Source organism: Siccirubricoccus sp. G192 (assembly GCF_019084075.1).
In the GTDB taxonomy this organism is placed as follows: domain Bacteria; phylum Pseudomonadota; class Alphaproteobacteria; order Acetobacterales; family Acetobacteraceae; genus G192.
In genome coordinates this window covers 1434247-1460806 of record NZ_JAHREN010000001.1, presented here as the reverse complement: position 1 = coordinate 1460806, position 26560 = coordinate 1434247, and the positions used below count along the sequence as shown (strand labels likewise).

26 protein-coding genes, 2 tRNA genes and 2 pseudogenes are annotated in these 26560 nt (G+C 72.2%); 23 read left to right on the top strand and 7 right to left on the bottom strand.

Going from position 1 to position 26560, the window contains the following annotated elements; translation table 11 throughout:
- Positions 1–154 precede the first annotated feature (154 nt).
- The gene (locus tag KSF81_RS06960; RefSeq protein ID WP_217378354.1) at positions 155–1558 is read left to right on the top strand and encodes a phospholipase D-like domain-containing protein; all 1404 of its coding nucleotides are present in this window, start codon (positions 155–157) and stop codon (positions 1556–1558) included.
- On the opposite strand, the gene KSF81_RS06955 is transcribed toward KSF81_RS06960, so the two are convergent.
- Positions 1500–2891 (bottom strand): hemolysin family protein, encoded by a 1392-nt coding sequence (locus KSF81_RS06955; RefSeq protein WP_256444308.1) that lies wholly within the window; start codon positions 2889–2891, stop codon positions 1500–1502. The genes KSF81_RS06960 and KSF81_RS06955 overlap by 59 nt on opposite strands.
- 527 nt (positions 2892–3418) lie before the next feature.
- On the opposite strand from KSF81_RS06955, the gene KSF81_RS31955 reads away from it, so the two are divergent.
- The 8 genes and pseudogenes from KSF81_RS31955 (at position 3419) to KSF81_RS06920 (ending at position 9256) form a co-directional block, all read left to right on the top strand.
- Positions 3419–3925: a c-type cytochrome gene (locus KSF81_RS31955; RefSeq protein ID WP_375293311.1), complete on the top strand. Its 507-nt coding sequence runs from the start codon at positions 3419–3421 to the stop codon at positions 3923–3925.
- Entirely contained in the window at positions 3829–4104 is a 276-nt protein-coding gene (locus KSF81_RS31950; RefSeq protein WP_375293366.1) for a c-type cytochrome, read from the top strand. Before KSF81_RS31955 ends, KSF81_RS31950 begins: the two co-directional genes overlap by 97 nt.
- Positions 4101–4532, top strand: a complete 432-nt coding sequence (locus KSF81_RS06945; RefSeq protein ID WP_217378351.1) for a c-type cytochrome — start codon at positions 4101–4103, stop codon at positions 4530–4532. The genes KSF81_RS31950 and KSF81_RS06945 overlap by 4 nt, the downstream gene beginning before the upstream one ends.
- Entirely contained in the window at positions 4522–5502 is a 981-nt protein-coding gene (coxB, locus tag KSF81_RS06940) for a cytochrome c oxidase subunit II (protein ID WP_217378350.1), read from the top strand. The genes KSF81_RS06945 and coxB overlap by 11 nt, the downstream gene beginning before the upstream one ends.
- Positions 5499–6293 (top strand): annotated as a pseudogene (locus KSF81_RS31945) (cbb3-type cytochrome c oxidase subunit I); the annotation flags it as partial. The gene coxB and the pseudogene KSF81_RS31945, both read left to right, overlap by 4 nt.
- 247 nt (positions 6294–6540) lie before the next feature.
- A pseudogene (locus tag KSF81_RS31940) lies at positions 6541–6795 on the top strand (GMC family oxidoreductase); the annotation flags it as partial.
- Positions 6796–7233: 438 nt separating this feature from the next.
- Positions 7234–7662 (top strand): hypothetical protein, encoded by a 429-nt coding sequence (locus tag KSF81_RS06925; RefSeq protein WP_217378348.1) that lies wholly within the window; start codon positions 7234–7236, stop codon positions 7660–7662.
- A gap of 13 nt (positions 7663–7675) precedes the next feature.
- Complete coding sequence (locus KSF81_RS06920; RefSeq protein WP_217377341.1) at positions 7676–9256, top strand: transposase; 1581 nt, start codon at positions 7676–7678, stop codon at positions 9254–9256.
- Positions 9257–9310: 54 nt separating this feature from the next.
- Here the strand turns inward: KSF81_RS06920 and KSF81_RS06915 are convergent.
- Positions 9311–9387 (bottom strand) — tRNA-Arg (locus KSF81_RS06915).
- 123 nt (positions 9388–9510) lie between these two features.
- Here KSF81_RS06915 and KSF81_RS06910 point away from each other — a divergent pair.
- Together KSF81_RS06910 and KSF81_RS06905 are read left to right on the top strand one after the other, a co-directional pair.
- Positions 9511–10020: a ferritin-like domain-containing protein gene (locus tag KSF81_RS06910; RefSeq protein WP_217378347.1), complete on the top strand. Its 510-nt coding sequence runs from the start codon at positions 9511–9513 to the stop codon at positions 10018–10020.
- Between the two features lie 96 nt (positions 10021–10116).
- On the top strand, positions 10117–10938 hold the full coding sequence (locus tag KSF81_RS06905; RefSeq protein WP_217378346.1) for a hypothetical protein: 822 nt from the start codon (positions 10117–10119) through the stop codon (positions 10936–10938).
- 139 nt (positions 10939–11077) lie between these two features.
- Here the strand turns inward: KSF81_RS06905 and pip are convergent, their stop codons facing one another.
- Positions 11078–12028 (bottom strand): prolyl aminopeptidase, encoded by a 951-nt coding sequence (gene pip, locus KSF81_RS06900; RefSeq protein ID WP_217378345.1) that lies wholly within the window; start codon positions 12026–12028, stop codon positions 11078–11080.
- Between the two features lie 188 nt (positions 12029–12216).
- Between pip and KSF81_RS06895 the strand changes: the two genes are divergently transcribed.
- The 8 genes from KSF81_RS06895 to KSF81_RS06860 all read left to right on the top strand — a co-directional run bounded on the left by KSF81_RS06895 (position 12217) and on the right by KSF81_RS06860 (position 19230).
- A complete protein-coding gene (locus tag KSF81_RS06895; protein ID WP_375293310.1) occupies positions 12217–12987 on the top strand; it encodes a hypothetical protein in 771 nt (256 codons plus the stop codon).
- Positions 12988–13039: 52 nt separating this feature from the next.
- Positions 13040–13960 (top strand): metal ABC transporter solute-binding protein, Zn/Mn family, encoded by a 921-nt coding sequence (locus KSF81_RS06890; RefSeq protein ID WP_217378344.1) that lies wholly within the window; start codon positions 13040–13042, stop codon positions 13958–13960.
- Between the two features lie 354 nt (positions 13961–14314).
- On the top strand, positions 14315–15256 hold the full coding sequence (gene nfi / locus KSF81_RS06885) for a deoxyribonuclease V (protein WP_309139493.1): 942 nt from the start codon (positions 14315–14317) through the stop codon (positions 15254–15256).
- A gap of 480 nt (positions 15257–15736) precedes the next feature.
- Positions 15737–16111, top strand: coding sequence for a DUF423 domain-containing protein (locus tag KSF81_RS06880; protein ID WP_217378343.1), 375 nt, complete (start codon positions 15737–15739; stop codon positions 16109–16111).
- Entirely contained in the window at positions 16108–17022 is a 915-nt protein-coding gene (locus KSF81_RS06875; protein WP_217378342.1) for an SAM-dependent methyltransferase, read from the top strand. Before KSF81_RS06880 ends, KSF81_RS06875 begins: the two co-directional genes overlap by 4 nt.
- Before the next feature lie 37 nt (positions 17023–17059).
- Positions 17060–18154: an enolase C-terminal domain-like protein gene (locus tag KSF81_RS06870; protein WP_217378341.1), complete on the top strand. Its 1095-nt coding sequence runs from the start codon at positions 17060–17062 to the stop codon at positions 18152–18154.
- A 53-nt stretch (positions 18155–18207) separates the two neighbouring features.
- The gene (locus KSF81_RS06865; protein ID WP_217378340.1) at positions 18208–19128 is read left to right on the top strand and encodes an NAD(P)-dependent oxidoreductase; all 921 of its coding nucleotides are present in this window, start codon (positions 18208–18210) and stop codon (positions 19126–19128) included.
- A 19-nt stretch (positions 19129–19147) separates the two neighbouring features.
- A tRNA-Leu gene (locus KSF81_RS06860) sits at positions 19148–19230 on the top strand.
- A 56-nt stretch (positions 19231–19286) separates the two neighbouring features.
- Here KSF81_RS06860 and KSF81_RS06855 read toward each other — a convergent pair.
- Positions 19287–19424, bottom strand: coding sequence for a hypothetical protein (locus KSF81_RS06855; protein ID WP_217378339.1), 138 nt, complete (start codon positions 19422–19424; stop codon positions 19287–19289).
- A gap of 234 nt (positions 19425–19658) precedes the next feature.
- On the opposite strand from KSF81_RS06855, the gene KSF81_RS06850 reads away from it, so the two are divergent.
- The 4 genes from KSF81_RS06850 (at position 19659) to rsmA (ending at position 24060) form a co-directional block, all read left to right on the top strand.
- Positions 19659–20771 (top strand): formyltransferase family protein, encoded by a 1113-nt coding sequence (locus KSF81_RS06850; RefSeq protein ID WP_217378338.1) that lies wholly within the window; start codon positions 19659–19661, stop codon positions 20769–20771.
- A gap of 239 nt (positions 20772–21010) precedes the next feature.
- Complete coding sequence (locus KSF81_RS06845) at positions 21011–21652, top strand: hypothetical protein (RefSeq protein ID WP_217378337.1); 642 nt, start codon at positions 21011–21013, stop codon at positions 21650–21652.
- 193 nt (positions 21653–21845) lie between these two features.
- The gene (locus KSF81_RS06840) at positions 21846–23165 is read left to right on the top strand and encodes a peptidylprolyl isomerase (protein WP_217378336.1); all 1320 of its coding nucleotides are present in this window, start codon (positions 21846–21848) and stop codon (positions 23163–23165) included.
- A gap of 25 nt (positions 23166–23190) precedes the next feature.
- Complete coding sequence (gene rsmA, locus KSF81_RS06835; protein ID WP_217381594.1) at positions 23191–24060, top strand: 16S rRNA (adenine(1518)-N(6)/adenine(1519)-N(6))-dimethyltransferase RsmA; 870 nt, start codon at positions 23191–23193, stop codon at positions 24058–24060.
- A gap of 4 nt (positions 24061–24064) precedes the next feature.
- On the opposite strand, the gene KSF81_RS06830 is transcribed toward rsmA, so the two are convergent.
- The 3 genes from KSF81_RS06830 to KSF81_RS06820 are packed head-to-tail and all read right to left on the bottom strand — an operon-like array spanning position 24065 to position 26552.
- Positions 24065–24988 (bottom strand): AEC family transporter, encoded by a 924-nt coding sequence (locus KSF81_RS06830; protein WP_217378334.1) that lies wholly within the window; start codon positions 24986–24988, stop codon positions 24065–24067.
- Between the two features lie 5 nt (positions 24989–24993).
- Positions 24994–25656 (bottom strand): guanylate kinase, encoded by a 663-nt coding sequence (gene gmk, locus KSF81_RS06825; RefSeq protein ID WP_217378333.1) that lies wholly within the window; start codon positions 25654–25656, stop codon positions 24994–24996.
- The gene (locus KSF81_RS06820; RefSeq protein WP_254453397.1) at positions 25653–26552 is read right to left on the bottom strand and encodes a YicC/YloC family endoribonuclease; all 900 of its coding nucleotides are present in this window, start codon (positions 26550–26552) and stop codon (positions 25653–25655) included. Before KSF81_RS06820 ends, gmk begins: the two co-directional genes overlap by 4 nt.
- Positions 26553–26560 lie beyond the last annotated feature (8 nt).

The following is a 26560-nucleotide window of genomic DNA, read 5'->3' as shown; positions in this document are numbered from 1 at the left end:
ACAAAAGGGCCGGGCTGGGACCAGGCCGGCCGAGGGCGACGGCCGCCGGCACCCCGCCGCCCGCCCGTGCGCCCGCAGCGACTTCCCGGCCTGACCAGGCCCGCCAGGCCCCCTCCTCGCGGCCCAAACCCGGTGGCAGTCGAAGGCAACCGCCGTGAGTGAATTCCTCGCCACGGCCCTTGGCTGGGTCTGGGGCCTGGCCGCGCTGCTCTGCCTCTGGTTCGCGGTCGAGGTGCTGCGGTCGCGGCGGCAGGAGCAGGCAATGACCGCCTGGCTCCTGCTCTTCGCCCTCACCCCGCCACTCGGCGTATTGCTCTATCTCGCATTCGGATCGCGCAAGCTGCGCCGGAAGGCCGCGCGCAAGCCCAAGCCGGCGGAGCATCCCACCGGCCCGGCAACCCCCCGCGAGGCGGCGATCAACGACCTCGACCACCTGGTCCAGGCCCACGGGCTGCCGGCCGCGACGGAGGGCAACGGGGTGACGCTCTGCGGCACGGCCGCGGGCGCCTATGATGCCGTGCTCGACCTCATCGGGCGGGCCGAGGAAAGCCTCTGGGTGACGACCTACATCCTCGGCACCGACCCGGTGGCGCGGGAGATCCTGCGCCGGCTGGCCGAGCGGGCCGCGGCAGGCGTGCAGGTCCGGCTGCTGATCGACGACCTGGGCTCGCGGCCCGTGCGCGACAAAGACCTGGCCTCCCTGGCCACAGCGGGAGGGCGCAGCGCGCGCTTCATGCCGGCCTCCCTCATCCCGCGCCCGCGGCGCTTCGCCAACCTGCGCAACCACCGCAAGATCATCGTCGCCGACCGCCGCCTCGCCTGGAGCGGCGGGATGAACCTCTCCGAGCAGTATCTCGGCCCGACGCCGGCCGAGGGGCGCTTCCGCGACCTGTCCTTCGTCGTCGAAGGCCCGGCGGCCAAGGTCTATGCCGAGGTCTTCGCCGCGGACTGGCTGTTCGCCGCCGGCGAGGACCTCCGGGCCCCGCGGCCGTGGGAACCCCCGCCGGCACGGGCGGCGGGGCCGGGCGTGGTCCAGGTGGTGCCGAGCGGGCCGGAGTTCGAGGGCGACCCGTACCACGACGTGCTCCTCTCGGTGGCGCACCGGGCGGAGCGGCGCCTCTGGGCGATCACGCCCTACTTCGTCCCGGACCTGGCCACCCTGAAGGCCCTGGTGGTGACCGCGCGGCGCGGGGTGGACGTGCGGGTCGCGACCAACCGGGCCTCGGATACCGGCTTCGTGGACTTTGCCAGCATCCCCTACCTGCGGGCGGTGGCCGGGGCAGGCGGGCGGGTGCTGCGCCTGCGCGAGGGCATGCTGCACGCCAAGGCCGTGGTTGCGGATGACGCCCTGGCGCTCGCCGGCACGGCCAACCTGGACCGGCGCAGCCTGCTGCTGAACTTCGAGGCCATGGCGCTGTTCCACGGCGCCACCGAGGCCCGGGCCGTCGCGGACTGGGCGGAAGCGATGCTCGCCGACTGCGACGAAGGGTTGCCGCCCCTCACGCCCGTCCGGCAGGTGGCGGAGGGCCTCGCGCGGCTGTTTGCGCCGGTTCTGTGATGGTCCTTGGAACCGGACCAGCGCCCGGGCGGCGGGATGCCAGGACGGCGTCGGGCCGGACCGGGGCGGCCAGCACCTTGTCTATGCGGCGGCCATCGAGATCGACCACCTCGAACCGCCAGCCCTGCGCCTCGACGGCCTCTCCCGCCCTCGGCAGGTGTCCCATGGCCTGCAGGACGAAGCCGGCAGCGGTCTGGTAGCTGCGTCCTGGCGGGAGGGTGAGCCCGAGCCGCTCGGCCATCTCGTCGGCGGGCATCCAGCCCACGATCAGCCAGGACCCGTCCTCGCGCTGCACCGCGACCGGTTCCGCCCCTGCCTCGGCGTCGGACCGGAAGGTGCCGACGATGGCCGCCGTCAGGTCGGCCGGCGTGACGATACCCTCGAAATGCCCGTACTCGTCGAGCACGAGGGCCATCGGCACCTCCACCTCGCGGAGCGTGTCGAGCACATCCAGGGCATCGGCGGTGTCGGGCACGACCGGCGCGGACCGCGCCATCCTCCGCGCGTCGATCCGCTCGCCCTGCAACATCGCGGCCAGCAATGTGCGCGACTGGACCACGCCGATCATCGCGTCGGGCGACCCGTCGGCGACCGGGAGGCGGGAGCGCGCGGTGCGCAGGAGCACCTCACGGACATCCTGCTCGCTCATGGCGGCATCGATCCAGTCCACCTGGGCGCGCGGCGTCATGACGCCCTTGACCGGCCGGTCGCCGAGCCGCAGCACTCCCGCGATCATGCGGCGCTCCGCCGTCTCGATGGTGCCGTCCTGCTCCGCCTCGATGACGAGCGCGCGCAGGTCCTCGTCCGTCATCGTCTCCTCCGGCTGGTCGCCGAGGCGGAGCAGCCGGAAGATCAGGTTGCCGGAGGCGTCGAGCAGCCAGACCAGAGGCGCCGCCACCCGCGAGATGCCGGTCATCAGCGGGGCGACGCGGCAGGCGAGGCCCTCCGGGTCGCGCAGCGCGAGGCGCTTCGGGACCAGCTCGCCGATCACGATGGAGAGGTAGGTCACGAGGGCGACCACGAGGCCGAAGCCGAGTGGCTCGGCGATGGCCCGGGACACGCCGAGATCCGCGAAGCGGGCGGCGAGCTGCCCGCCGAGGGCGGGGCCGGAGAAGGCGCCCGCGAGGATGCTGACCAGGCTGATCCCGATCTGGACGGTGGAGAGGAAGCGGCCCGGATCGTCGGCGAGGGCGAGGGCAGACCGCGCCCCGGGGCGGTCGGCCTCGGCCATCGCGCGCAGCTTTGCGCGGCGCGCCGAGATCACGGCGAGTTCGGAGAGGGCGAAGACGCCGTTCAGCATGACAAGGACGAGGACGACTGCGAGTTCGAGCAGGGCTTCCTCCGGTCAGGCGGCCAGGGGTCTTCTAGCGGAGGGCGGCGGCCCGGGCCAACTCGGGACCCCGGAGCATGGATGCCCGGCTGGAAGCGCCGGGTTGGTCACTGCGGATCCGGCAATGCATCCCAACGCCGTCCTGGCCCACCCTGTCCCGCTCCCGCACGAGGAGCGCCGCACGGATCGTGGCCGTGGTCCGGCATGGGTCAACCCCTCCGCCTGTTCGTGCGCCTCCTGGCTCGCGCGCAATCTCCCCTTTGTCATGAAACCCACTCGTTGTGGCCTCCCTTTGGTGGTGTCCTGCGCACCGCTTTCGGCGGTACGGGCCCCACCGGTGCTGTGCAGAAGGCTGGGCGGCAAGGCCTGCGCTGGGCCATGGCAACGCCTGCAAGGGGGAACCCACCTTGCTGCTCGATGGTCAGGCCGAGGCGTCGTTCGACAGGTTGCCGACAGGACGCACTACGGTGGCCGATGGCGCGACGACGCGGTCGGGCACCTCCCGCCCTTGCGCCCGCCGGACCTCGCACATGCTCCTTCCGGCCGTTTGCCTGTTCGTCCCGGGCCTTGCGATCGCCGCCATGTCCACCTGGCCTGTCGAGCAGGTCCCACTCTTGAGACCCGGCGAGGAGGTCTCGCCCGCGCGGGGCCACCTCATCGCCGTGGGCGGCGGGCCGGGAGGGTCCGGCGCCGCATGCTTCGCCTGCCATGGCCTGCAGGGCCAGGGCGATGCGGGCGGGGCCTTCCCCCGGCTCGCCGGGCTCGACGCCCAGTACCTCGCGCGGCAGATGCAGGACTATGCCTCCGGCGCCCGCCCGAACGCGGCGATGAGCCCGATCTCCCGCGCGCTGAGCCAGGCGGACCGTCGATCGGTCGCCCTGTACTACGCCGGGCTCCCGGCCGGTGCGCCCGGGGTCCAACCGGCGCGGCCGATGCGCGCCTGGCCCAGCAGGGCGCGACGCTCTACGCACAGGGCTCGGCCGAGCGCGGCGTCCAGGCCTGCGCCAACTGCCACGGTCCCGGCGGGCAGGGCCTGAACCCGATCTACCCATCGATCGCCGGCCAGCCGGCGTCCTATGTCGAGGCGCAGCTCCTGCTCTGGCGCGACGGCACTCGGCAGAACGACGTCTACAGCGTGATGGGCACCCTGGTGCGGCGGATGACGGACGAGAATATCCGCGCCGCATCGGCCTATGCCGCAGGGCTTGCTCCGTGAGTCGCTGCGGCCGCCGCCAGCGCCTGCCGCGCCTGCTGGCCGCCGCCGTCCCTGCCGTGTGCGTCGTCCTCGCCGGCTGCGACGCCTTCGAGCCCCCGCCCATCGAAAGCAAGGTCGTCCAGGGCGGCGATGCGGCGCGCGGGCGGGCGATCGTGGCGAGCGGCACGCATGGCTGCACGGCCTGCCACGCCGTCCCGGGCATCCGCGCGCCGCGGGGTATCGTCGGCCCGCCGCTGCATGGCGTCGCGCGCCGCGGCCTCATCGCGGGGCGGCTGCCGAACACGCCAGGGACCCTCGTCGCCTTCCTCGCGGACCCGCCCGCGCTGGCGCCGGAGACCGGAATGCCGAATGTGGGGCTCACGGCCGAGGAGGCACGGCACGTCGCCGCCTATCTCTACACCCTGGAGCGGCTTCCCGATGCGCGGTGATGCGCGGCGCACGCTTCCTTGGCCCCTCCTGCTCCTGGCGGCCGCCGGCTGCGACGGGCCGCAGTCGGCGCTCGACCCTGCCGGCCCCGCGGCAGCGTCCATCCACCAGCTGGGCCTCTTCATGTATGCCGGGGCGGCGCTCGTCACCCTGCTCGTGACCGCGCTGATGCTCGTGCCGTTCCTCCGCCGGGGCGAGCCGCGGGCGGTGCGGAAGCTCTTCCTCTGGGGCGGCGGCGTCGCGCTGCCGGGGCTGACGCTCACGGTGCTGGTCCCCTTCACGCTTGCGGCCGGCGACGCGATGCGGGCCCCGACGGCGCGTGCCACTGTCGAGGTCATCGGATACCAGTTCTGGTGGGAGATGGCCTACCGGCGGGCGGACGGGTTGCCACCCGCGACCTCGGCGAACGAGCTGCGCCTGCCGGTCGGCGAGCCGGTGGAGCTGCTGCTGCGCGCCGAGGACATGATCCACAGCTTCTGGGTGCCGAGCCTGGCTGGCAAGACCGACATGATCCCCGGCCGCGTCAACCGCATGGTGATCCAGGCGGACCGGCCCGGCCTCTGGCGCGGGCAGTGCGCGGAATATTGCGGCGCGCAGCACGCCCTGATGGCCTTCGACGTGATCGCCGTGCCGCGCGCCGAGTTCGACGCCTGGCTCGCCGGGCTGGCGCGGCCCGTGCCTGAGCCGGAGACGCCATTCCTCCGCGAGGGGCGCGACCTCTTCGTCGCGCTCGGCTGCGGCGCCTGCCACGCCGTGCGGGGGCTGAGCGAGGGCCGGCTCGGCCCGGACCTGACCCAGGTCGGCGCGCGGCGGAGCATCGGCGCCGGCACGCTGCCGGGCGGCATCGGCAATATCGCGGGCTGGATCGCGAGCGCGCAGCGCCTCAAGCCCGGCAACCGGATGCCCTCCTACGACCGGTTGGAGGGGCCGCAGCTCCGCGCCCTGGCCGCCTGGCTGGAGTCGCTGCGATGAGCGCCCCCAGCGCCTCCCACGGCGGAGCGGTTCCGGCGGAGCGCCGGGGCGCGGCCGCAGGGCATGACCTCCCCTACCGCCACTCCCCGGGCCCGGACGGGGCAGAGCGGCTCAAGCGGGCCTGGGCGATGCCGCGCATCACCGGGATCTTCACCGAGCCGAACAACACCTGGATCGGGGGCCTCTACATTGCCACGGGCTTCTGTTTCTTCCTGGCCGCGGGCGTGCTGGCGCTGGTGATGCGCCTGCAGCTCGCCGTCCCGGGCGCCGGCGTGCTCGACGCCGCGACCTTCAATCAGTTCTTCACGATGCACGGCACGACGATGATGTTCCTCTTCGCCGTGCCGATCGTGGAGGCCTTCGCCGTCATGCTGCTGCCGAGCCTGCTCGGCACGCGGGACATGCCCTTCCCGTGGCTCTCCGCCTTCGGCTACTGGTGCTACGCGATCGGCGGCACGCTCGTCTTCGTCAGCCCATTCTTCGGCATCGCGCCCGATGGCGGCTGGTTCATGTACCCGCCGCTGACCGGCCCGCAGTTCTCGCCGGGCATCAATACCGATGTCTGGATCCTCGGCCTCGGCTTCGTCGAGATCTCGGCCGTGGCGGCGGCGGTCGAGCTGACCGTCGGCATCCTCAAGACCCGCGCGCCCGGCATGACGCTCGCCAAGATGCCGATCTTCGCCTGGTACATGCTGGTCACGGCGGCCATGATCATGATCGGCATGCCGGCGGTGATCGCGGCGGACATCCTGCTGGAACTCGAGCGCGCCTTCGGCTGGCCCTTCTACGACGCGACGCAGGGCGGCGACCCGCTGCTCTGGCAGCACCTGTTCTGGCTGTTCGGGCAACCACGACAACTTCGACCACACCGGGCTCGGCTTCGTGGGCGGCGCCTATATCTGCGCCTGGACCAACAGCGGGCGGCCGATCGAGTACCACCCGGCCCCGCCAGGGACCCCGCGCTGGGGCCTCGACTGGAAGCAGGCGGTTCGCCGGTACTACGACCACACGGTCGTGCTGGAGGTGGAGGGCAACTCGATGCCGACGCGGGCAAATCACCTGAGCGCCGACCCGACCTACCGCGACGCCTATGGCCAGCCGCTGCTGCGCATCACCTTCGACTTCCCCGAGAACGACCTCCGGATGTCCCGCTACGTGACCGACCGGACGGCCGAGATCGCCAGGCTCATGGGCGGGGAAATCGTCGCACCGGGCTACTGCACCCCACCCTACTCGATCGTCCCCTACCAGACGACGCATAATTGCGGCGGCGCGGTCATGGGGATGGACCCAGCGACGAGCGTGGTGAACCGCTACCTGCAGAGCTGGGACGTGCCGAACGTCTTCGTCCAGGGGGGCCTGCGCCTATCCCCAGAGAGCGGGCAAGGACGTGACCGGCACGCTCGCCGCCCTCGCCTACTGGTCGGCCAAGGCGATCCGGGAGCGCTACCTCAAGAGCCCGGGCCCGCTGGCGCCGTGATGCCGGCAGGCCACGCCGCTTGGGCACCGTAATCCGCTCCTGGGCTTGGCCATGATGGGTTCTGACGTCCGGCGGCATCGTATCCTGGGCTGGCCCTGGATCAGCCTGTGGTTGCTTGGCCTGCTGCTCGCGTTCGATGTCGTGTTCCAGTGCATTTGCGCGTTAGAATCTGTACGCGAAATAATCGGATAGATTAGCTCGGTCCCGACACATTGGGTCGTGCGCCGGCCCATCGCCACCATATCGGGCCGATGTCTCTCACCGGTATCCTGAGCCCCGTTGATCTGCCGCCGCCGTCAGCCCGTCGCGTTCCCCACCCCCGCCGCGGTGACGGCTGGAACATCCTGGCCGACGTGGAGGTGTTCGTCTTCGCCGTCGAGGCCGAACTGGAGGCCATGGACCGCGAGCGGGTTGGCGTGCACCGCCGTGGACGCAAGCCGGACCTCAGCTTACGGCGGCGCCTCATCGGGCTGATCTGGATGCTGACCTTCGGCGGCATGCAGTGGCGCATCGCCGGGTGGCTCTCGGGCATTCCCTTCGGGGGCGCCGACACCCTGAGTTTGCATTGGGTTGTCATCGGGCCCCAAACAGGATTCGGACGCTCAGCCCCATCCGGCGTAAGTGGGGCAAAACCTGTTGCGAGGGTGCGGTTTGCCCTTCCCAGGTGTCGGCTGGTCTGATTCCCTCGGGAGCATGGTCCCGCCTGCCGATCCTGACACGCTGTCGCCGGCCGAGCTGAAGGCGCTGGTCAGCGCCCTGCTCGGCGAGGTGGCGGAGCTCGAGCGGATTGTGGCGGCGCAGCGCGAGGAGATCGCCCGCCTCAAGGGACTGAAGGGTCGGCCCGCGATCAAGCCGAGCGGGATGGAGCAGGCGAGCGAGCCGACGCCGCCGCGCGAGCGCCCCGACCGTCGTGGCCGCGGCAAGGTGGTGCCGCGGGTGGCGGTGGAGGCGCGGGTGCTGCGGGCCACGGTGCCGCCCGGCTCGCGGTTCCAGGGCTACCAGGACTTCCTGGTGCAGGACCTCATCATGCGGACGGAGGCGGTGTGCTACCGGCGCGAGCGCTGGCTGACGCCGGAGGGGCGGCTGGTCGTTGCGCGCTTGCCGGGCGGGGTGGATGGCCATTTCGGCCCCGAACTCCGGCGCTACGTGCTCGCCCAGTACCATCAGGGGCAGACCACCGTGCCGCGGCTGGTGGCGCAGCTGTGGGCGGTTGGGATCGCCATCTCCAAACGGCAGGTCATGCGCCTGCTGATCGCCGGTCAGCAGCCGTTCCTGGACGAGAGCCAGGAGGTGCTGCGAGCCGGACTGGCGAGCGCGGCCTGGATCACGGTTGACGATACGGGCGCGCGGCACCGGGCGGTGAACGGCGCCTGTACGCAGATCGGCAACGCCCACTTCGCCTGGTTCGGCACCACGGCCAGCAAGAGCCGGCTGAACTTCCTGGAGCTGCTGCGGGCCGGGCACGGCGACTACGTGGTGAACGCCGAGGCGCTGGCCTACATGCGCGAGCGCGCCCTGGCCGGGCCGGTGATCGCCCGCCTGGAAGGCCATCCGCAGCGCGTCTTTGCGAACCAGGCGACCTGGGCCGCGCACCTCGAGCGGCTCGGCATCCGCAGCATGGAGGACAGCCTCGCGCCGGCGCGCCTGGCCACCGAAGGCGCGCTCTGGGGTGCCATCAAGGCACATGGCCTGCTGCCGGGGACGGTGATCGTCAGCGGCGATGCCGGCCAGTTCGCCGTCGGCGAGCACGCGCTCTGCTGGGTGCATGCCGAGCGTCTCGTCCACAAGCTCGACACCTTCACCGACCAGCAGCGGACTTCCCAGGCGCGCATCCGCGAGCTGATCTGGTGGTTCTACGCCGACCTGAAGGCGTACCAACGAGAGCCCAGCCGGCGCCGCCGGGCCGAGTTGCGGGTACGCTTCGAGCGCATCTTCAAGCGCCGCACCGGCTTCGTCGTGCTCGACCGATTGCTCGAGCGCCTGCACGCCAACAAGGCGGAACTGCTGCAGGGGCTGGACCACCCCGAAATCCCGCTGCACACCAACGGATCGGAAAACGACATCCGTGCCCAGGTCACCCGGCGCAAGATCAGCGGCGGCACCCGAAGCGACATGGGGCGCGACTGCCGTGACGCCTTCCTCGGCCTGGCCAAGACCTGCACCAAGCTCGGCCTCAGCTTCTGGGACTACCTCGGCGCCCGGCTCGGCATCGCCGGCCAGCCCACCATCCCGTACCTGCCCGACCTGGTCAGAGCGCGCTGCCAGAACGCCTGAACGCCACAGGTTTTGCCCCACTTACTAATTCTCGGCACAAACTTTTGATTTTATTGGTGTCCTCGGCGGGATTCGAACCCACGGCCCCCAGATTAGGAATCTGGTGCTCTATCCGGCTGAGCTACGAGGACATGCGGCCCGTCTCCTAGCATGGCCGCGCCCCGGCCGGAAGAATCGGCCGGCCTTATTCGCGGCGCCCAATGAACCCGGGCCGCCAGGCCGTGTTCCCACAAGCCCCCAAGGAGAGTCCAGTCATGGCCACCAGCCCCCGCGATACCTATCTCAGCGGCCTCGTCAACGCCCATGCGCTGGAGGAGCAGGCCGTCTCCCTGCTGTCCCGCCAGGTGGAGCGGCTGGAGAGCTATCCGGAGATGTCGCAGCAGATCCGGATGCATATCGAGGAATCCCGCCGCCAAGCCACCCGGCTCGAGGAGATCCTGCAATCGCTCGGCACCAGCCATTCGGCGCTGAAGGACATGGCCACCTCCTTCATGGGCAACATGGCGGCGCTGGCGCATGCGCCGATGCAGGACGAGGTCATAAAGAACACCCTCGCCAATTTCGCCTTCGAGCACTACGAGATCGCCTCCTACCGCTCCCTGCTGACCATGGCGGAACTCGCTGGCGACCAGTCCGGCCCCAAGCTGCTGCGGGAGAGCCTGAACGAGGAAATCCGCATGGCGAAGTGGATCGAGAACCACCTCGACGCCACCACCCGGAAATACGTGCAGCTTACCGCGGCAGGTGAGAAGGCCGGCGTCTAGGCCGGTTCCGGCGCAGCCTCCGGGCGGCAGGGAACGGCTTCGCTCCGGCCAAGTGAGGCGGCATGATGCCGGGCCGGAACACCCAGGAGCCTGCCCATGCAGCGCCGAACCCTGCTCGCCAGCATCGCTTCCGCGGCCCTCGCGCCGGCCGCGCAGGCGCAACCCGCGCCGGCGGCGCGCTTCACGGAGCTGGCGCGCTTCCGCTCCCCCTTCGCGCGCCAAGGCATCGCGGTGGATGAGGGCTTCGTCTACCCGGTGACGGACCGCGGCATCGCCAGGCTGGAGAAGGCGACAGGCCACCAGGTCGGGCAATGGGAGGGGCCACGCGAAGGGCCGATCCTCCACCTCGATTCCGGCGTCGTGCTGGAGGGGCGCCTCTACGCCGCCCATTCCAACTACCCGCAGGAGCCGATGACCAGCTCGGTGGAGATCTGGGACGTGGCGCGGATGGAGCATGCCGGCACCCACAGCTTCGGCATCCAATGGGGGTCGCTGACCTGGCTGGACCGCCATGACGATGCCTGGTGGGCGGTCTTCGCCAATTACAGCCGCGTCTTCGGCACCAGCCAGCGGCCCTATGGCAATACCCATTGGACCACCCTGGTGCGGATGGACGAGCGCTGGCGCGCGGACCAGGCCTGGATCTTCCCCCAGCCGGTGCTACGCCGGGCCGAGCCGATGAGCATCTCGGGCGGCTCCTGGGGGCCGGACGGGCTGCTCTGGTGCACCGGCCACGACCATCCGGAAGTCTATGCGCTGCGGCTGCCGCGGGCAGGCTCGGTGCTGGAACTGGTCGCCACGGTGCCGATGCCGGGCGAGGGCCAGGGCATCGCCTGGGACCGGACACGGCCGGGGACGCTATGGTGCATCAGCCGCTCACGCAGTGAAGCGATCGGGCTGCGCTACGAGGCGGCATAGCGGTTGGAGCGTGATCGCTTGAGGTGCTCGCAGCGAAAAGCGTGAATCACGCGATCAAACAAAGGCCTGGAGCATGATGCGTTCACCTTCGTTCACGCATCATGCTCCAGGCCGGAATGGCGGGCCGCCGCCGCCCCCCCTACCCCCGGCGCCGGAACCGCTCCACCGCCGCCACCAGCGCGGTGCGCACGCCGGGCTCCAGCGCCGAATGCCCGGCATCCGGCACCAGGGTCAGGCGCGCCCGCGGCCAGGCTTCCGCCAGCTCGAAGGCGGTGCCGGCCGGGCAGACCATGTCGTAGCGCCCCTGCACGATCTCCGCCGGGACATGCGCGATGCGCGCCATGCCGCCGAGCAGCCCGCCAGGCGGCAGGAACAGGTCATGCGCGAAGTAATGCGCCTCGATCCGCGCCAGGCCGAGCGCGGTGCGGTCCTGGGCGAAGCTCGCCACCGTGTCGGGGCTGGGCAGCAGGGTAGAGCAACTGCCCTCATACTGGCTCCAAGCGCGGGCGGCGGGCAGATGCACCAGCGGGTCCGGGTCGCAGAGCCGCTTCAGGTAGCCGGCCAGCAGGTCGCCCCGCTCGGCCGGCGGCAGGTGCTCGGCGAAGGCGGTCCAGGCATCGGGGAAGACCCGCTTCAGCCCGGTGAGGAACCACTCCACCTCCTCCGGCCGGCCGAGGAAGACACCGCGCAGCACGCAGCCCGTCACCCGGTCCGGATAGGCCTGGGCATAGGCCAGGGCCAGGGTGGAGCCCCAGGAGCCGCCGAACAGCAGCCAGCGCTCGATGCCGAGGAAGCGGCGCAGCGCCTCGATATCCTCGACCAGGTGCGGCGTGGTGTTGTCCCGCAGCTCGCCCAGCGGGCGGGACCGGCCGGCGCCGCGCTGGTCGTAGATTACCGCCCGCCAATGGCCGGGGTCGAAGAAGCGCCGATGCACCGCCCCGGCGCCGGCTCCGGGGCCGCCATGCAGGAACAGCACCGGCTGGCCGCGGGGATTGCCCACCTGCTCCCAATACATGACATGCCGCCCGGTCAGGGGCAGCAGGCCGGTTTCAAAAGGCGCGATATCGGGGAAGAGGTCGCCGCGGGGCATGCGCCCAATATCCGCAGGTGGCGGCGGAAGGGCAATATGCAGCGTGTCCGGATGGTCCCGGCCGGGGCGCCGGACCGCGGCCCCGGCGCCACAGGGCCGGGCGCATCGAACCGCCGGCGCACAAGGATTCGGCAAGCCCCGCGGGAACCCCTTCGCCTTTGGCCCCGCCATGCCTAACTTGCGGGATGATGTCCGTGCCGTCCTCCGCCCCTTCCCGCCCGCCCGCGGCCGATGCGACGCCACGCTGCGCCGTCTGCGGGACCGGCAGCCGGCAGGCACCGTTCCGGCCCGAACCGCCGGAACAGGCGCCGGATCTCGACCTGCGCCCGGGCGAGCCGGTGCGCTCCACCATGGCCCGCTGGCTGCAGCAATGCCCGGGCTGCGGCTATGCCGCGCCCAATATCACCCGCGCCCATCCAGCGGCGGCGCAGGCGGTGGCGGCGGCGCCCTTCCGCGCGCTGATGGCGGAAACCGGCTACCCCCCGCTGGCCCGCCGCTTCCTGGCCTGGGCGCATGTGCTGGAGGAAACCGGGGCGCTGCATGCCGCGGCCGAGGCCAGCCTGCAGGCCGCCTGGGTGGCGGACGACCTCGGCAAGCCCGAGCTGGCGCGGCTCTGGCGGCTGGATGCGGTGGCGCTGTGGCGCAGCGGCCCGCCGCTCGATGCCGAACAGACGGTGCGGGTGATCGACGCGCTGCGCCGTGCCGAAGCCTGGGAGGATGCCGCCGCGACGGCCGAGGCGCTGGGCCGGTCCCATCCGCCGGAGGCGGTGGCGCAGGTTGTGGCGCTGGAGGCCCGGCTGGTCGCGGCCCGCGATGCCGGGCGCCATACGGTGGCGAGCGCCCTGCCGCCCCCGGCCCGGCGGCCGCATGTGGCGCATCAGCGGATCGCCGGACGCAGCGAATCGCCGCGCGGCGAATCGCTGCTGGCCCGGCTGCGGCGCTGGCTCGGCCATCGCTGAGCGACCCGGAAGCCCCTTTAAGGGATCGGCCTGGCGTTATAATATAACATCCATGACCGCCCCCCTGACCCGCCGCGCCGCCCTGCCGCTGCTTGCCCTGCTGGCTGCCAGCCCGGCCCGGGCCCGGGCGCAGGCACCGCCGCGGCCGGTGGTGGTGGCCTCCTTCTCCATCCTCGGCGACATGGTCCGGCAGATCGCCGGGGAGGATGTGGTGCTGCGCGTCCTGGCCGGGCCGGAGACGGATGCGCATGCCTTCCAGCCCCGCCCCTCGGAGGCGGAGGCGATCCGCGGCGCCGCGCTGGTGGTCCGCAACGGGTTGGGCTTCGAGCCCTGGCTGGACCGCCTGCTCCGCAGCACCGGCCACCAGGGCCCGGTCGTCACCGCCAGCGAGGGCATCACCCCGCGCCGCGCCGACCAGGCAGGGGGCCATGGCCACGGACCGGACCCGCATTGCTGGCAGGACCTGGGCCTGGCGCAATCCTATGCCCGCCGCATCGGCGAGGCGCTTGCCCTGGTCGAACCCACCCGCGCGGCAGCCTGGCGCGAGGCGGCATCGGGTTATGCCGCGCGGCTGGCGGCACTGGATGCCTGGGTGCGGGAGCGGATCGCCACCGTGCCGCCGGAACGCCGCGTGGTGGTCACCAGCCACGACGCATTCGGCTATTTCGCCGCCGCCTATGGCGTGCGCTTCCTGGCGCCGCAGGGCGCGAGCGCCGGCGCGCAGCCCTCCGCCGCGCAGGTGGCGGCCCTGATCCGCCAGATCCGGGCGGCCGGAATCTCCGCGGTTTTCATCGAGGGGCCGGGCAGCCAGGCAGTGATGCAGCGGCTGGCGCGGGATGCCGGCGTGACGGTCCGCGGCCGGCTCTATGCCGATACCCTCTCCGCCCCGGACGGGCCGGCCCCCGGCTTCGAGGCGATGGTGCGGCACAATCTCGGGCTGCTGGTGCCGGCGATGCGCGGCGAGCCGGGCTGAAGAGCAGCGCCGCGCCGCATCCGGATGAGACGGCGATGATCGCGGCGCGGCACCCCGAATGAATGGAGCGGCGGCGGCGAGCGTGCTGGCACTCCATGATGGGCTGGTAGCCACATGGTGGTGGAGGGATTGCCGCATACGGCCATGGGCAAGCTGAACAGGCTGGCGTTCCGCACGCAATGCGCGGACCATCCTGTGCAATGGGAGGGTGGCGTCCCGGGCTGATGCACCGGCGGCACCGGAACCCACCCTATCCCCGGAGGTTCCAGCCTTGGCAGGGTGGGGAGCAGCGATGCGGGCGCTGGCAGGGCAGGGCAGGCAGGCCGATGTGGCACCCGCATCGCCACGAAGCGCGTGCAGGCGCCGGGCCGGCCGATCCTTTTCGGCCGCACGGGCGGCTTTCCCGGCGCTCGCCCGATCGAGCTGGCCTTCTGCGAGGCCAGCCACGCCACCACCCATCGGCGGCAGCTTGCGGCCACTCGCGGGGCCTTCCACGCCAGGCAGGATTCATGCACGAAGCAATTCCCTGACAGCACGGCCGCCCCTGCCATTCCGGCGGAGTGGCGCAACCCGCCCGACCTTGCTACCGCCCGGGTGGCGCAGGTCGCGCTGGCGGAGCGCGTGGTGCAGCGGCAGGCGCATGGCGAGGTGCGGCTGCTGGGCGGCGTCGATATCAGCAACAACCGCTTCGACCCCGAGGGACGCGTCTTCGCGGGCGTGGTCGTGCTGTCGCTGCCCGATTTGCAGGTGGTGGAGACCGTCGGGGCCGAGGCGCGCGCCACCATGCCCTATATCCCGGGCTTCCTGGCATTCCGCGAGGTTCCGGCGCTGCTCATCGCCTGGGAGAAGCTGCGCGTGAAGCCCGATCTGGTGCTGGTGGATGGGCATGGCATCGCGCATCCGCGCGGGCTCGGCATCGCCGCGCATCTCGGCGTGCTGCTGGATGTGCCCTGCATCGGTGTCGCCAAATCACCGCTGGTGGGGCGGCCGGAGATGCCGCTCGGCGAGGAGGCCGGGGCGGAGGCGCCGCTGGTGTGGAAGGGCAGGCGCCTCGGCACCGTGCTGCGGACCCGACGGCGGGCCAATCCCCTGTATATCTCGATCGGCCATCGCGTCTCGCTGGAGGAGGCGGTGGCATGGGTGCGGCGCGCCGGCACCGGCTACCGCCTGCCGGAACCGACGCGGCAGGCGCATCTGGCGGCGAATGCGGTGCGCCTCGCCGCAGGCGCGCGGGAGGAGCCAGCCACAGGTGCGCCGGCAGAGGAACCAGCCACAGGCGCGCCGGAGGAAGACTGATCCTGGCCGCGTGGCGCGCGGCGGGGTAGAACCCGCCGCGCGCCGCGGACCATGTCGGCGGAATCCAGGGCGCGGGCGGGGCCGATGTGGCAGCCTGCCCGATATCCGCTTTCGCTGAACCACGGCCGCGCCTGCGGTTGCATCGGCCTGACCACGGGTTTGCCGGGCATCGAGGCCGCCGGCGGCCTCGATCCTGAGGAGATCATGATGCCCCTCCCCCCTGGCCCCTGGCCGCCCGGAGCACAGCCTTCCGGACTATGCCCCGGCTGTTTTAGGACCGGCGGGCCTTGCCGTCCTGGCCGGAAGCACGCGCTTTTCCAGCCAGGATGGCGTTGGACCAGGAGGCGCACCGCATGGCGCGGCATTGCACCCACCAGGCCAGGATTCTGCCGGCTGGAGCCGCCTGAGTGGCGCCAGGCGGCGCGGCCGGGCCGAATGCGGCCTGCCGGCATGGCACCGCCTCACCGGACGTCCCTCGGCATGAGCGGGCTCGCGCGGCTCTGGCTGGCGCTCGGCGCGGTGGCCGGGCTCGGGGCCGTGGCGCTTTCCGCCTGGGCGGCACATGGCGCGCCGGCGCGGCTGGATGCCGCGCGGCTGGCCATGCTGCAGAACGGCATCACCATGCAGGGCTGGCACGCGCTGGCACTGCTGGCGACCGGGCTCTGGGCGGGGTGGCGCGGCGGCTGGGCGGTGCAGGCCGCCGGCGCGGCCTTCAGCCTCGGCCTGCTGCTGTTCTGCGGCGCGGTCTATGCGGTGGCGATCGGCGGCGTTGCGCTCGGCAGGGTGGCGCCGGCCGGCGGCATGGCGCTGATGCTGGGCTGGCTGCTGCTGCTGGTGGCGGCGCTGCGGCCATGATCGGCGCCGCCTATCTCGCCGCCGAGGGATTCGAGGCGGAGCTTGCCGAGGAATTGCGCCGCGCCGGCCGCAGCATCGCGGCCTGGCACGGCCGCTTGGCGCTCTCGCCGGAGCCGCCCGCGACCGCCGCCTGGGCGCTGGATATCTGGACCGCGCCGCGGGAACTGCCCGCACCCTCGGTGAAGGCCGCCGCCGATGCGCTGCGCGGCCTCCAGCGCAACTGGAGCCTCTACGCCGCCACCCAGTTCCGCCGCGCCGCGCTGATCGAGGAGCGCCTGCCGCCGGTGAAGGCCCGCCCGCTGCTCTTCCCGGAACCGGCGCCCAGCGCGCCGCTCGGTGCCTGGACCCTGCTGGCGGCGGACCGCCTGCTCGCCAGCCCCGGCAAGACCAGCCCCTTCGTCAATGGCGAGGTGCGCTTCGTGGAGGACCGCGAGGGCCCGCCCTCCCGCGCCTATCTGAAATTATGGGAGGCGCTGACCCGCCTCGGGCGCTGGCCGGCGCCGGGCGAGATCTGCCTCGATCTCGGCGCCGCACCAGGCGGCTGGACCTGGGCCCTGGCGAAGCTCGGCGCCGCGGTGACGGCGGTGGACAAGGCGCCGCTCGACCCGGCGGTGGCCGCCATGCCGGGGGTGCGGGTGCGGCAGGAAAGCGCCTTCGCGCTGGACCCGCGCCAGCACCCGCCGGTGGATTGGCTGTTCAGCGACGTCATCTGCTACCCGGCCCGGCTGCTGGCGCTGCTGCGCCGCTGGCTGGAAGCGGGCCGCGCGCGCAACCTGGTCTGCACCATCAAGTTCCAGGGCGGGACGGACCATGACGTGGCGGCCGAATTCGCCGCCATCCCCGGCGCCATGCTGTTCCATGGCGCGCAGAACAAGCACGAGCTGATGGTCTGCCGGCTCGACCCCGGCTGAACCGGGCGGCATCCTGCCCGGAACCGGAGGATGCGCCATGACCCTGCCAGACCTCACCATCCGCTCCGTCGCCGTCCGCGCCGTGGATGCGCCGCTCGACCCGCCGCTCCGCAACAGCCTGAACGTGATCCCCCGCGCGCCGCTGGTGATCGCCGAGGTGCAGACGGCGGAGGGGCCGGCGGGCAATGCCTATGTCTTTCCCTATACCCCGGCGGCGCTCGGGCCGGTGGCGGCGCTGACGCGCAACATCGGCGCCATGCTGGCGGGGCGCGCCCTGGCGCCGGCCATGATCTGGGGCGATCTGCACAACCAGTTCCGCATCCTCGGCACCGAGGGGCTGGTGCAGATCGCGCTTTCGGCGCTCGACATGGCACTCTGGGATGCGCTGGCCCGCGCCGCCGGGGTGCCGCTCTGCCGGCTGCTGGGGGCGGCGCCGCGGCCGCTGCCGGTCTATGCCTCGCTACGCGGCTGGGGCGCGGCGATGCTGGCGGAGGAGGCGGGCGCGGCGGTGGCTTCGCTCGGCGCCCGGGCGGTGAAGTTCAAGCTGGGCCAGGCGCGGCTGGAAGATGACCTGGCTACCGTCCGCGCCGTCCGCGAAGCGGTCGGCGCCCATACGGAAATCCTGGTGGACTACAACCAGGGCCTCACCCGGCCGGAGGCCGAGCGGCGCGGCCGTGCCTTGCAGGACCTCGATGTGCGCTGGCTGGAGGAGCCGCTGCCGGTGGATGATGATGCCGGCCTCGCGGCGCTGCGCGGGGCGTTGCACCTGCCGATCCAGGGCGGCGAGAACTGGTGGGGGCCGCGCGGCATGGAGCGCGCGCTGGCGGCGGGCGCGGTCGATCTCTGCATGCCGGATGCGATGAAGATCGGCGGCGTGACGGGCTGGATGCAGGCGGCGGCGGTCGCGGCGGCGCGGCGGGTGCCGATGTCCTCCCACATCTTCATCGAGGCCAGCGCGCAATTGCTGCCGGCGACGCCGACCGCGCATCTGCTGGAGCATCTCGACATCGCCGGGCCGCTGCTGCGCGAGCCCCTGGTGGTGCGGGACGGCATGGCGGAGGTGCCGGAGCGGCCAGGGCTCGGGCTGGAGTGGGATGAGGCGGCGTTGAGGCGGTGGATAGCCGAGGTCTAGGAGGCCGCCCCGCCCGCCGCTACCATGCCGCTGCCCAACCGGGGGAGGGTTCCTTGCGCGCGATATTCGTAGACGCCAATGAAGGGCTGGCCGTGGTCACGGAAAGGCTGCACCGGCCGGACGACCTGCCGCTCAGCATCAACCGCGACCCGGACATCAGGCCCGAGGACCTGCCGCGCCTGCTCGCCGGCCACCCCATCGCCATCGACGACCATACGCAATTCCCGACCGATGTCGTGAAGCGCTGCCCGGACCTCAGGCACATCGTGTTCCTCGGCACCGGCGCGCGCAGCTACATGAACCCGGAGGAACTGGCCGCCGAATGCGGCGTGCAGGTGCACATCATCAAGGGCTATGGCGATACCGCGGTGGCGGAGATGGCCTTCGCCCTGATGTGGGACGCGGCGCGCAAGACCGCCATGATGGACGGCGCCATCCGCGCCGGCGGCTGGCCGCGCAAGGACGGCATGCAGCTCACCGGCAAGACCGTCGGCCTGGTCGGCTTCGGCGGCATCGCGGCGGAGATGGCCAGGCTCTGCGCCGGCATCGGCATGCGCGTGCTGGCCTGGAACCGCACGCCCAGGGCGCATCCGGGGGTGGAGTTCGTGGAGCTCGACCACCTGCTGGCGGAAGCCCATGTGGTCTCGCTGCACCTGCTGCTGAATGACGAGACGCGCGGCTTCCTCTCGCGCGAGCGAATCCTGCGGATGCGGCCGGGCGCCATCCTGGTGAACACGGCGCGCGGCGCGGTGGTGGACGAGGCGGCGATGCTGGCGGCGCTGGAGGCAGGGCATCTCGGCCATGCCGCGCTCGATGTCTTCAGCCAGGAACCCCTGCCGGCGAACCACCCGCTGACCCGGCTGGAGAATGCCACGCTGACCTCGCACAGCGCCTTCCGCACGCCGGAGGCCACGGACAACCTGATGGAGGCGGCGCTGGAGCATTGCCGGCGGATTCTCCGCGAGGGCAGGTAGCGCGGCGCCGCAGACCTGGGCCCGCCTGGCGGAATGGTAGACGCAGCGGACTTAAAATCCGCAGTCCGCAAGGGCATGGGGGTTCGAATCCCCCGGCGGGCATCTTTTTGTAATTGTGCAATTTCCGGCCAATTTCAGCCTATTTCACGGCCGACCAGCTACCGTGGGTCGTAGGTGTTGAAGGCGGCGCCGGCGGATGGCCTCGGCGGCTCGGCGGCAGGTGCGCCGGCCAGCCACAGCAGGGCGCCGCAGGCGATTGCGGCGAAGGTGGCGGCAATGATGCAGTTCCGGCTCATGGGTTGTCGGGGGTCTCCCGGTGGCGGTCCGCTGATGCAATATCTATCCTTGGTAGAAATAATCTGCAATGATGATCGTGGATTGCTGCCGCATCAGTGGTTGTTTGCCGTAACGTCCGACAGCGCGGCTTCGAGTGACAACGGGGCCGGCCAGGGGGCATGCGGGGCCAATGTGATGCGACGGGCAGCCTGAACCGCCACGCGGAGCACGCCGTGCCCACAAGGGAGTGGACCATGCCATCCGGCATCATTGATCCTGATCCAATGGCGCGGCTGCGCGCCCTCCAGCCCGGATGCGCATGCGACGCCCTGGAGGGCGCGCGCTGGGGCGCGCTGCTGACGCCGCCGGCCCCGAATCGGCCGCCCGGCGCGGAGGACGGGCTGCGCCTCGTCCTGCTTGGCAGCTTCTGGATCGGCCAGGCCGCGTTGCAGGCGGTGCTGGCCTACCTCCAGCGCCACCCCGGCCGGGCGCGGCTCGTCGGCGTGGTGACAGACGACCCGGTGAGCCCGCAGGCGCGCATCAGCCTGCGCAAGCGCGCCTGGGCCCTGATGCCCGAGGCCGAGCGCCAGGAGGTGAAGCTGGCGCTGGTCGGAACCGCGCTCCGCGCCGGCGTCCTCGTCTATACCGGCGAGGTCAAGACGGCGGGATTCCGCCGCGCCCTCGCCGCCTGGCGGCCCGATGCCATCATCACCTGCGGCTTCGGCCAGGTGCTCGATGCCGCCATCCTCGATGCCGCGCCCTACGGCGCCTACAACTGCCACCCTACCGACCTCGCGAACGGCCACGGCCGCGGGCCGGCGCCGTGGGACGACATGACAGCGCGCGGCGTCACGCACACCGTCTGGTCGGTGCACCGGATGACCGAGGTGGTCGATGCCGGCCCGATAATCGGCCAGACGCCCCCCATCAACGTGGCCGATGCACAGGGCCGGCTGATCCCCGACCCGCGGGCCTTCTTCTACAAGGTCCTGCCGCCGGTCGGATGGATGGTCCTGCGGACCCTCGATGCCCTGGTCCGCCGGCGCGATATGGGCCTGCCCGGACCGCTGCAAAGCGTGGAGCTGGACGCGACCATGCCGCCCGCGCTCCGCCGGCGGCTGCTGCAGCCCGTAGCACCGGACTGGCGCGACGCGCCGGTGCCGACGCCGGGCCAGGAGGAGTTCGATGCCCTCCGCAGCGAGGCAATCCCCCCGGGCCTATGCCGCCGCCGTGGGAGGCTGAGCCCGAACCGGCGCTTCGGAGCGGCATCGTCCCGGACCGGCGGCACCCTCCGGCCCGCCCCGGCCAGAGGCGTCGTGCGCCCACGCCGCCGAGGTGAGCTCCCAAAGAGGGAAGGTCAGGGCTGACTTGCCATAAGGACCCGTCAGAGCCTTCCGCATGGCGGCCTCGTGCTCCCTCAAGCCGGCCGGAAAACCGACCACATAGCCGCGCGATCCCGGTGTGGATTTCCGCCAACACCCGGCGCCGCATTGGCTGTTCACGCCAACTTGGCTGGCGCGATCTTCACCTGGAAGGCGAGGGTTCCATTGGCTCCTGCTTCTCGGCCGTAGCTGATGTCCAGGCCGCACTGATGGGAATTGAAGCCATGGAATTCCTGAAATCGCGTTTCGCGGCGGCCGTCCTCGCATCGGCCTTGTTCTTTGGCGCCGAGGCTTCCGCCGATGTGATGTTCGCCTTCACGCAGACCGGACAGGGCACGCCGGCTGGCATGATTGCCGCCTCCGGCACGCTGTCTTTGAGCGACGCCGCTTTCGAGCATGGCGTCAGTATCAGCAGCGGGATGTCGAATGATTGGGCAGGCGCCGGACTTACCGGGCTTTCCTTCGCGGTCAGCTATGCGCCATTCGGCACTACGATCTCCACCCTCGCCGCCGATCTCAGCGACCTCACCATGCCGGCTCCCGGCAGCCTTGTTTCCTGGGGCCTCACCTTGAACAGTGCGCCGCAGGGCATTCCTGTCGGGCAGTTCTTCTACAACAACCAGGTGTCTGATTTCCGCTTCGTCCTGAGCGGCTCGTCCAGTTCCGGTTTCTTCAACACCGATCTGACCCTGGGTGCGCCCGGGACCTGCGGCGTCAGCGGCACCTGCTCCTTCACCGGAGTCTTCCAGCAAGCCACCGGGCCCGTCCAGCGGGTCGCCGGGATCGTCCAGCAGATTCCCGAGCCGGCGAGCCTTTCCCTGCTGGCTTTCGCAATCATTGCGCTTGGAGTGCTGCGGCGAGCCTGATTGGCATGGGATGCGGCCTGGCTGTCGGCTGATGGATGGCGCTCCCGCCGGCCCTTTCCATCGGGCCGGCTCCGCCGCCACCCCTCCCACTTTCCCCCCCCGACCGGCCTACCCGCCGATTTTCGCCCGCCCGAACGGCCCGCCCCCGGCTCGGCCCTAGCCCGCGGAGGCCCCGCCCGCTAAGGAAAGGTCCATGCTCCGCTCGCGCCCGTTTCCCCGTCCCCCGGCCCTGCTGGCCGCGGCCCTGCTCGGCCTCGCCGCGCCGCCGGCCCTGGCCCAACCGCCGTCCCGGTCCCAGCCCGCGGCCCAATCCGCCGTCCAGACCAACCGCATCGCCGCCGTGGTGAACGGGGAGGTGGTGAGCCGCGCCGATATCGCCGGCCGCGCCCGCCTCTTCGCCCTGAACGCCGGCATCGCGGTGGCGCCGGAGGTGCTGGAGCGCCTGACCCCCCAGGTCACCCGCCTGCTGATCGATGAGCGGCTGCGCCTGCAGGAGGTGCGCCGCCGGCGCATCCCGATCACCGATGCCGAGGTGGCGGAGGCGGTGGCGGAGCTGGAGCGGCGCAACAACCTGCCCGCCGGGGCGCTGCGGGCGCAGCTCGCGCAGGTCGGTGTCCAGCCGCGCGTGCTCTATGACCAGATCCGCACCCAGATCGGCTGGGGCCGGCTGCTGCGGACCCAGCTCGGCCCCTCCGCCATGCCCTCGGAGGCCGAGATACAGGAGGCGATGGCCAATGCCCGCGCCCGCACCGGCCAGCCGGAATACCTGGTTTCCGAGATCTTCATCCCGGTGGACGACCCGACGACCGAGGCCGAAACCCACCGCTTCGTCGAGGAGGTGATCCGCCAGCTCCGCACCGGCACCCCCTTCCCGGTGGCGGCAACGCAGTTCAGCCAATCCCAGACCGCCTTGCAGGGCGGTGACCTCGGCTGGGTGCGGAAGGAGGATGTGGACCCGGAAGTGGCGGCGGTGATGGAGCGCATGCCCCCCGGCGCCATCGCCAACCCCATCCGCGTGCCCGGCGGCTTCCAGATCATCAGCCTGCGGCAGCGCCGGGAATCCGGGCGCGAGATCGCCACGCTGCTCAGCGTGCGGCAGGCCTATTTCCCCTTCAGCTCGGCGCTCGACCCCGAGAACCCGACGCAGCAGCAACGCGACCAGGTGGAGAAGGCGCAGCGCCTGGCCCAGGGCGCCCGCAGCTGCGAGGCGCTGGAGGCGGCCTCGCGCGGCAGCGACCGCCCGGCCGATCCCGGCCCGATCCGGCTGGAGACCGTGACGCCGCCGCCCCTGCGGGCGCTGCTGGCGGGGTTGCAGCCGGGCAAGGCCTCGCAGCCCATCCTGACGCCGGAAGGCGTGATGGTGATGATGGTCTGCTCCCGCGAGCAGCGGAACCTGGCGGAATTCACGCCGGAGCAGGCCCGCAGCCAATTGCTGCGCGACAAGGTGGAACTGCTCTCGCGCCAATTGCAGCGCGACCTGCGCCGCCGCGCCACCATCGAGATGCGAAGCTGAGCCCATTCCTATGACCAGGGGGCTGATGACCGAAGGGCCGGAGGCCCGCAGGTCTGAATCGGCCGGCCAGGCAGCCCCGCTGCCGTCGCTGCGCGACACCATCGCGCGGCACGGGCTGGAGGCGCGGAAGTCGCTCGGCCAGCATTTCCTGCTCGACCCCGCGCTCTGCGCCCGCATCGCCACCCTGGCGGGCGACCTCGCGGGGCGGCATGTGCTGGAGGTGGGGCCCGGCCCCGGCGGCCTGACCCGCGCCCTGCTGGACAGCGCCGCCGCCGGCGTGACGGCGGTGGAACTCGACCGCCGGGCGGTGGCGGCGCTGGCGGAACTCGCGGCGGCGCATCCCGGGCGTCTCTCGGTGATCGAGGCGGATGCGCTGAAGCTGGACCCGGCGTCGCTGCTGCCGGCGCCCCGGAAGATCGTGGCGAACCTGCCCTACAACGTGGCGACGCCGCTGCTGGTCGGCTGGCTGCGCGGCGCCGCGGCGCTGGAGGGCATGGCGCTGATGTTCCAGCAGGAGGTGGCAGAGCGCATCTGCGCCGCCCCGGACACCGAGGCCTATGGCCGGCTCGCGGTGCTGGCGCAGTGGCGCTGCCGCTGCGAATTGCTGCTCCGCCTGCCGCCCGGCGCCTTCATCCCGCCGCCCAAGGTCTGGTCCGCCGTGGTCGGCTTCACCCCGCACCCCGAGGACCCCGGCCCCGGGCTGTTCCGGGCGATGGAGCGCCTCACGGCGGCGGCCTTCGGGCAGCGGCGCAAGATGCTGCGCGGCGCGCTGAAAAGCCTGGGCGGCGCGGAGGCGTTGCTGGCCGCGGCGGAAATCGCCGGGGAACGGCGGGCGGAAACGCTGAGCGTGGCGGAATTCGACCGGCTGGCGCGGCTGCTGCTGGCACGGGGCTGACGCCCTACCCGAACCACCCCAGCAGCACCGCCAGCGTCACCACCGAGAGCGCCGTGCTCACCAGCACCGTCGCGCCCGACCGCGCCGCGCTCAATTGGTAGCGCTGCGCCAGCAGATAGGCATTGGCCCCGGTCGGCAGTGCCGCGACCACCACCGTGACCGCGGTTTCCATCGGCGGCAGCGCCATGGCCCGGGCGGCCAGCCAGACCAGCAGCGGCATCACCAGCAGCTTCAGCACGCAGGTGAGCACCGTCTCGCGCCAGGTGGTGCGGGCGTCGATCCCCGCGAGGCTGCCACCCAGGCAGAACAGCGCCACCGGCGGCGCGGCGGCGCCGAGCAATTGCAGCGTCTGCCGCGCCGCGCCGGGCGGCGGCGGCAGGCCGAGCAGCCGCCACAGCATCGCCGCCGCCACCGCCATCACCACCGGGTTGCGCGCCACGCCGAGCGCCGTGGCGCGCAGCACCCGCTGCCAGGGTGCCTGGGCATGCAGCGCGACCTCCGCCACCACCGTCGCGGTGCCGAGCAGCAGTAGGGAATGCAGCGCCAGGATCGCCAGCAGCACCGCCAGCGCCTCGGCGCCGAAGGCGGCGGTGATGAGCGGGATGCCCATCATCACCGTGTTGCCGAAACTGGCATCCAGCGCCAGCATCCCGGCCTGGCCGAGCGGCTGCCGCACGCCCCAGCGCGCTGCCGCCAGCGTGCCGGCATAGAGCACCGCGGTGCCGATGAAGAAGGCCAGCGCCGCCGTCCCGCCACCGCCCGGCCCGGTGGTGCCGCCGAGGAACAGCAGCGCGGGCGCGGCGAGATTGAAGGTGAAGCTGTTCAGCCCGCGGAACCCCGCCTCCTCGATGAAGCGCCAGCGCATGGCGGCATAGCCCAGGGCGATGATGATGAAGACCGGGCCGATGACCCCGAGGACCGCCCCCACCCGGCTCAGCCCGTGCCGCAGCCGGCCGGGCCGGGCTCCGCCAGCAATCCGGCGACGAAATCCGCCAGCCAGGGCTGGCGCAGGCGATGCGTGCGCGCGGCATGCAGGATGGCGCGCACGGCCGCGACCGTCGCCTCGAATTCCGTGTTCACCAGCACATGGTCGAACTCGTCCCAGTGCCGCAGCTCGTCCCGCGCCGCCAGCATGCGGCGGGCGATCTCGGCCTCGGGGTCCTGGCCGCGGCCGCGCAGGCGCCGCTCCAGCTCGGCCAGGCTCGGCGGCAGCAGGAAGATGCCCACGACATCCCCTGGCAGCGCCGCGCGCAGCAGCCGGTGGCCCTGCCATTCGATATCGAAGAGCACATCCCGCCCGGCCGCCAGCGCCGCCTCCACCGCGGCGCGCGGCGTGCCGTAGGAACGGCCGAGGAAGCTCGCATGCTCCAGGAACTCGCCCGCCGCGACCATGGCGGCGAATTGCTCCGGCGTGCGGAAGAAATAGTGCTCGCCCTCCCGCTCGCCCGGCCGCGGCGCCCGCGTGGTCGCGCTGACCGAAAGCGAGAGCGCCGCCTCGGTCTCCAGCAGGCGGCGGGAGATGCTGGTCTTGCCGGCACCGGGCGCCGAGGCCAGCACCAGGCAGACCCCCCGCCGCGGCAGGCCCGCCTCACTCATTCGACATTCGCCGCCTGTTCGCGCAGCCGCTCGATCGCCGCCTTGAGGTCGAGGCCGATGCGCGTCAGGGCCACCGAGGCGGATTTCGAGCAGAGGGTATTCGCCTCCCGCACGAATTCCTGGGTGAGGAAGTCCAGCTTGCGGCCGGCGCCCTCGCCCGCCGCCAGCAGCGCCCGCGCCGCCTCGACATGCGCGGCCAGCCGGTCCAGCTCCTCCCGCACATCGGAGCGCTGGGCGAGCAAGGCCACCTCCTGCGCCAGCCGCTCCTCCGGCACCCGCGCGGTGCCGCCCTCGCCGAGCAGGGCGGCGAGTTGTTCCAGCATCCGGGCGCGCTGCGCCGCCGGTTGGCCCACTGCCTCGGTCGCCGCCGCCTCGCGCAGCGCCGCGATCTCGTCCAGCAGGCCGGAGAGGATGGCGTGCAGCTTGGCGCCCTCGGCCCCGCGCGCCGCCACCAGCCCCTCCAGCGCCCGGGCGAAGGCGGCGGCGAGTTCGGCGCGCTTCCCGGCCTCCTGCGCCTCATCCACCTCCGGCACCTCGGCGCGCAGGACGCCAGGCAGCGCCAGCAGCGCCTCGGCCCGGGGCGGCATGCTGCCGCGGATGCGGTTGGCCAGTTCCAGCGCCAGGGTCAGCGCCTGTTCCAGCGCCGCCGGGTCCACCGCCAGGCGCGGCTTCTCCTCCCGCTTCAGGGTCAGGGTGGCGGAGACGTTGCCGCGCCTGAGGCGCCGTCCCAGCGCCTCCCGCAGCGGCGCCTCCAGCGCGTCCTGGCCATTCGGCAGCCGGAGGCGCAGGTCGAGGCCGCGGCCATTGACGCTGCGGACCTCCCAGACGAAGGCGGTGCCATCGGCCAGCGCACCGCTCTCGCGCGCGAAGCCGGTCATGCTCATAAGGGTGCCCATCGAGGCGG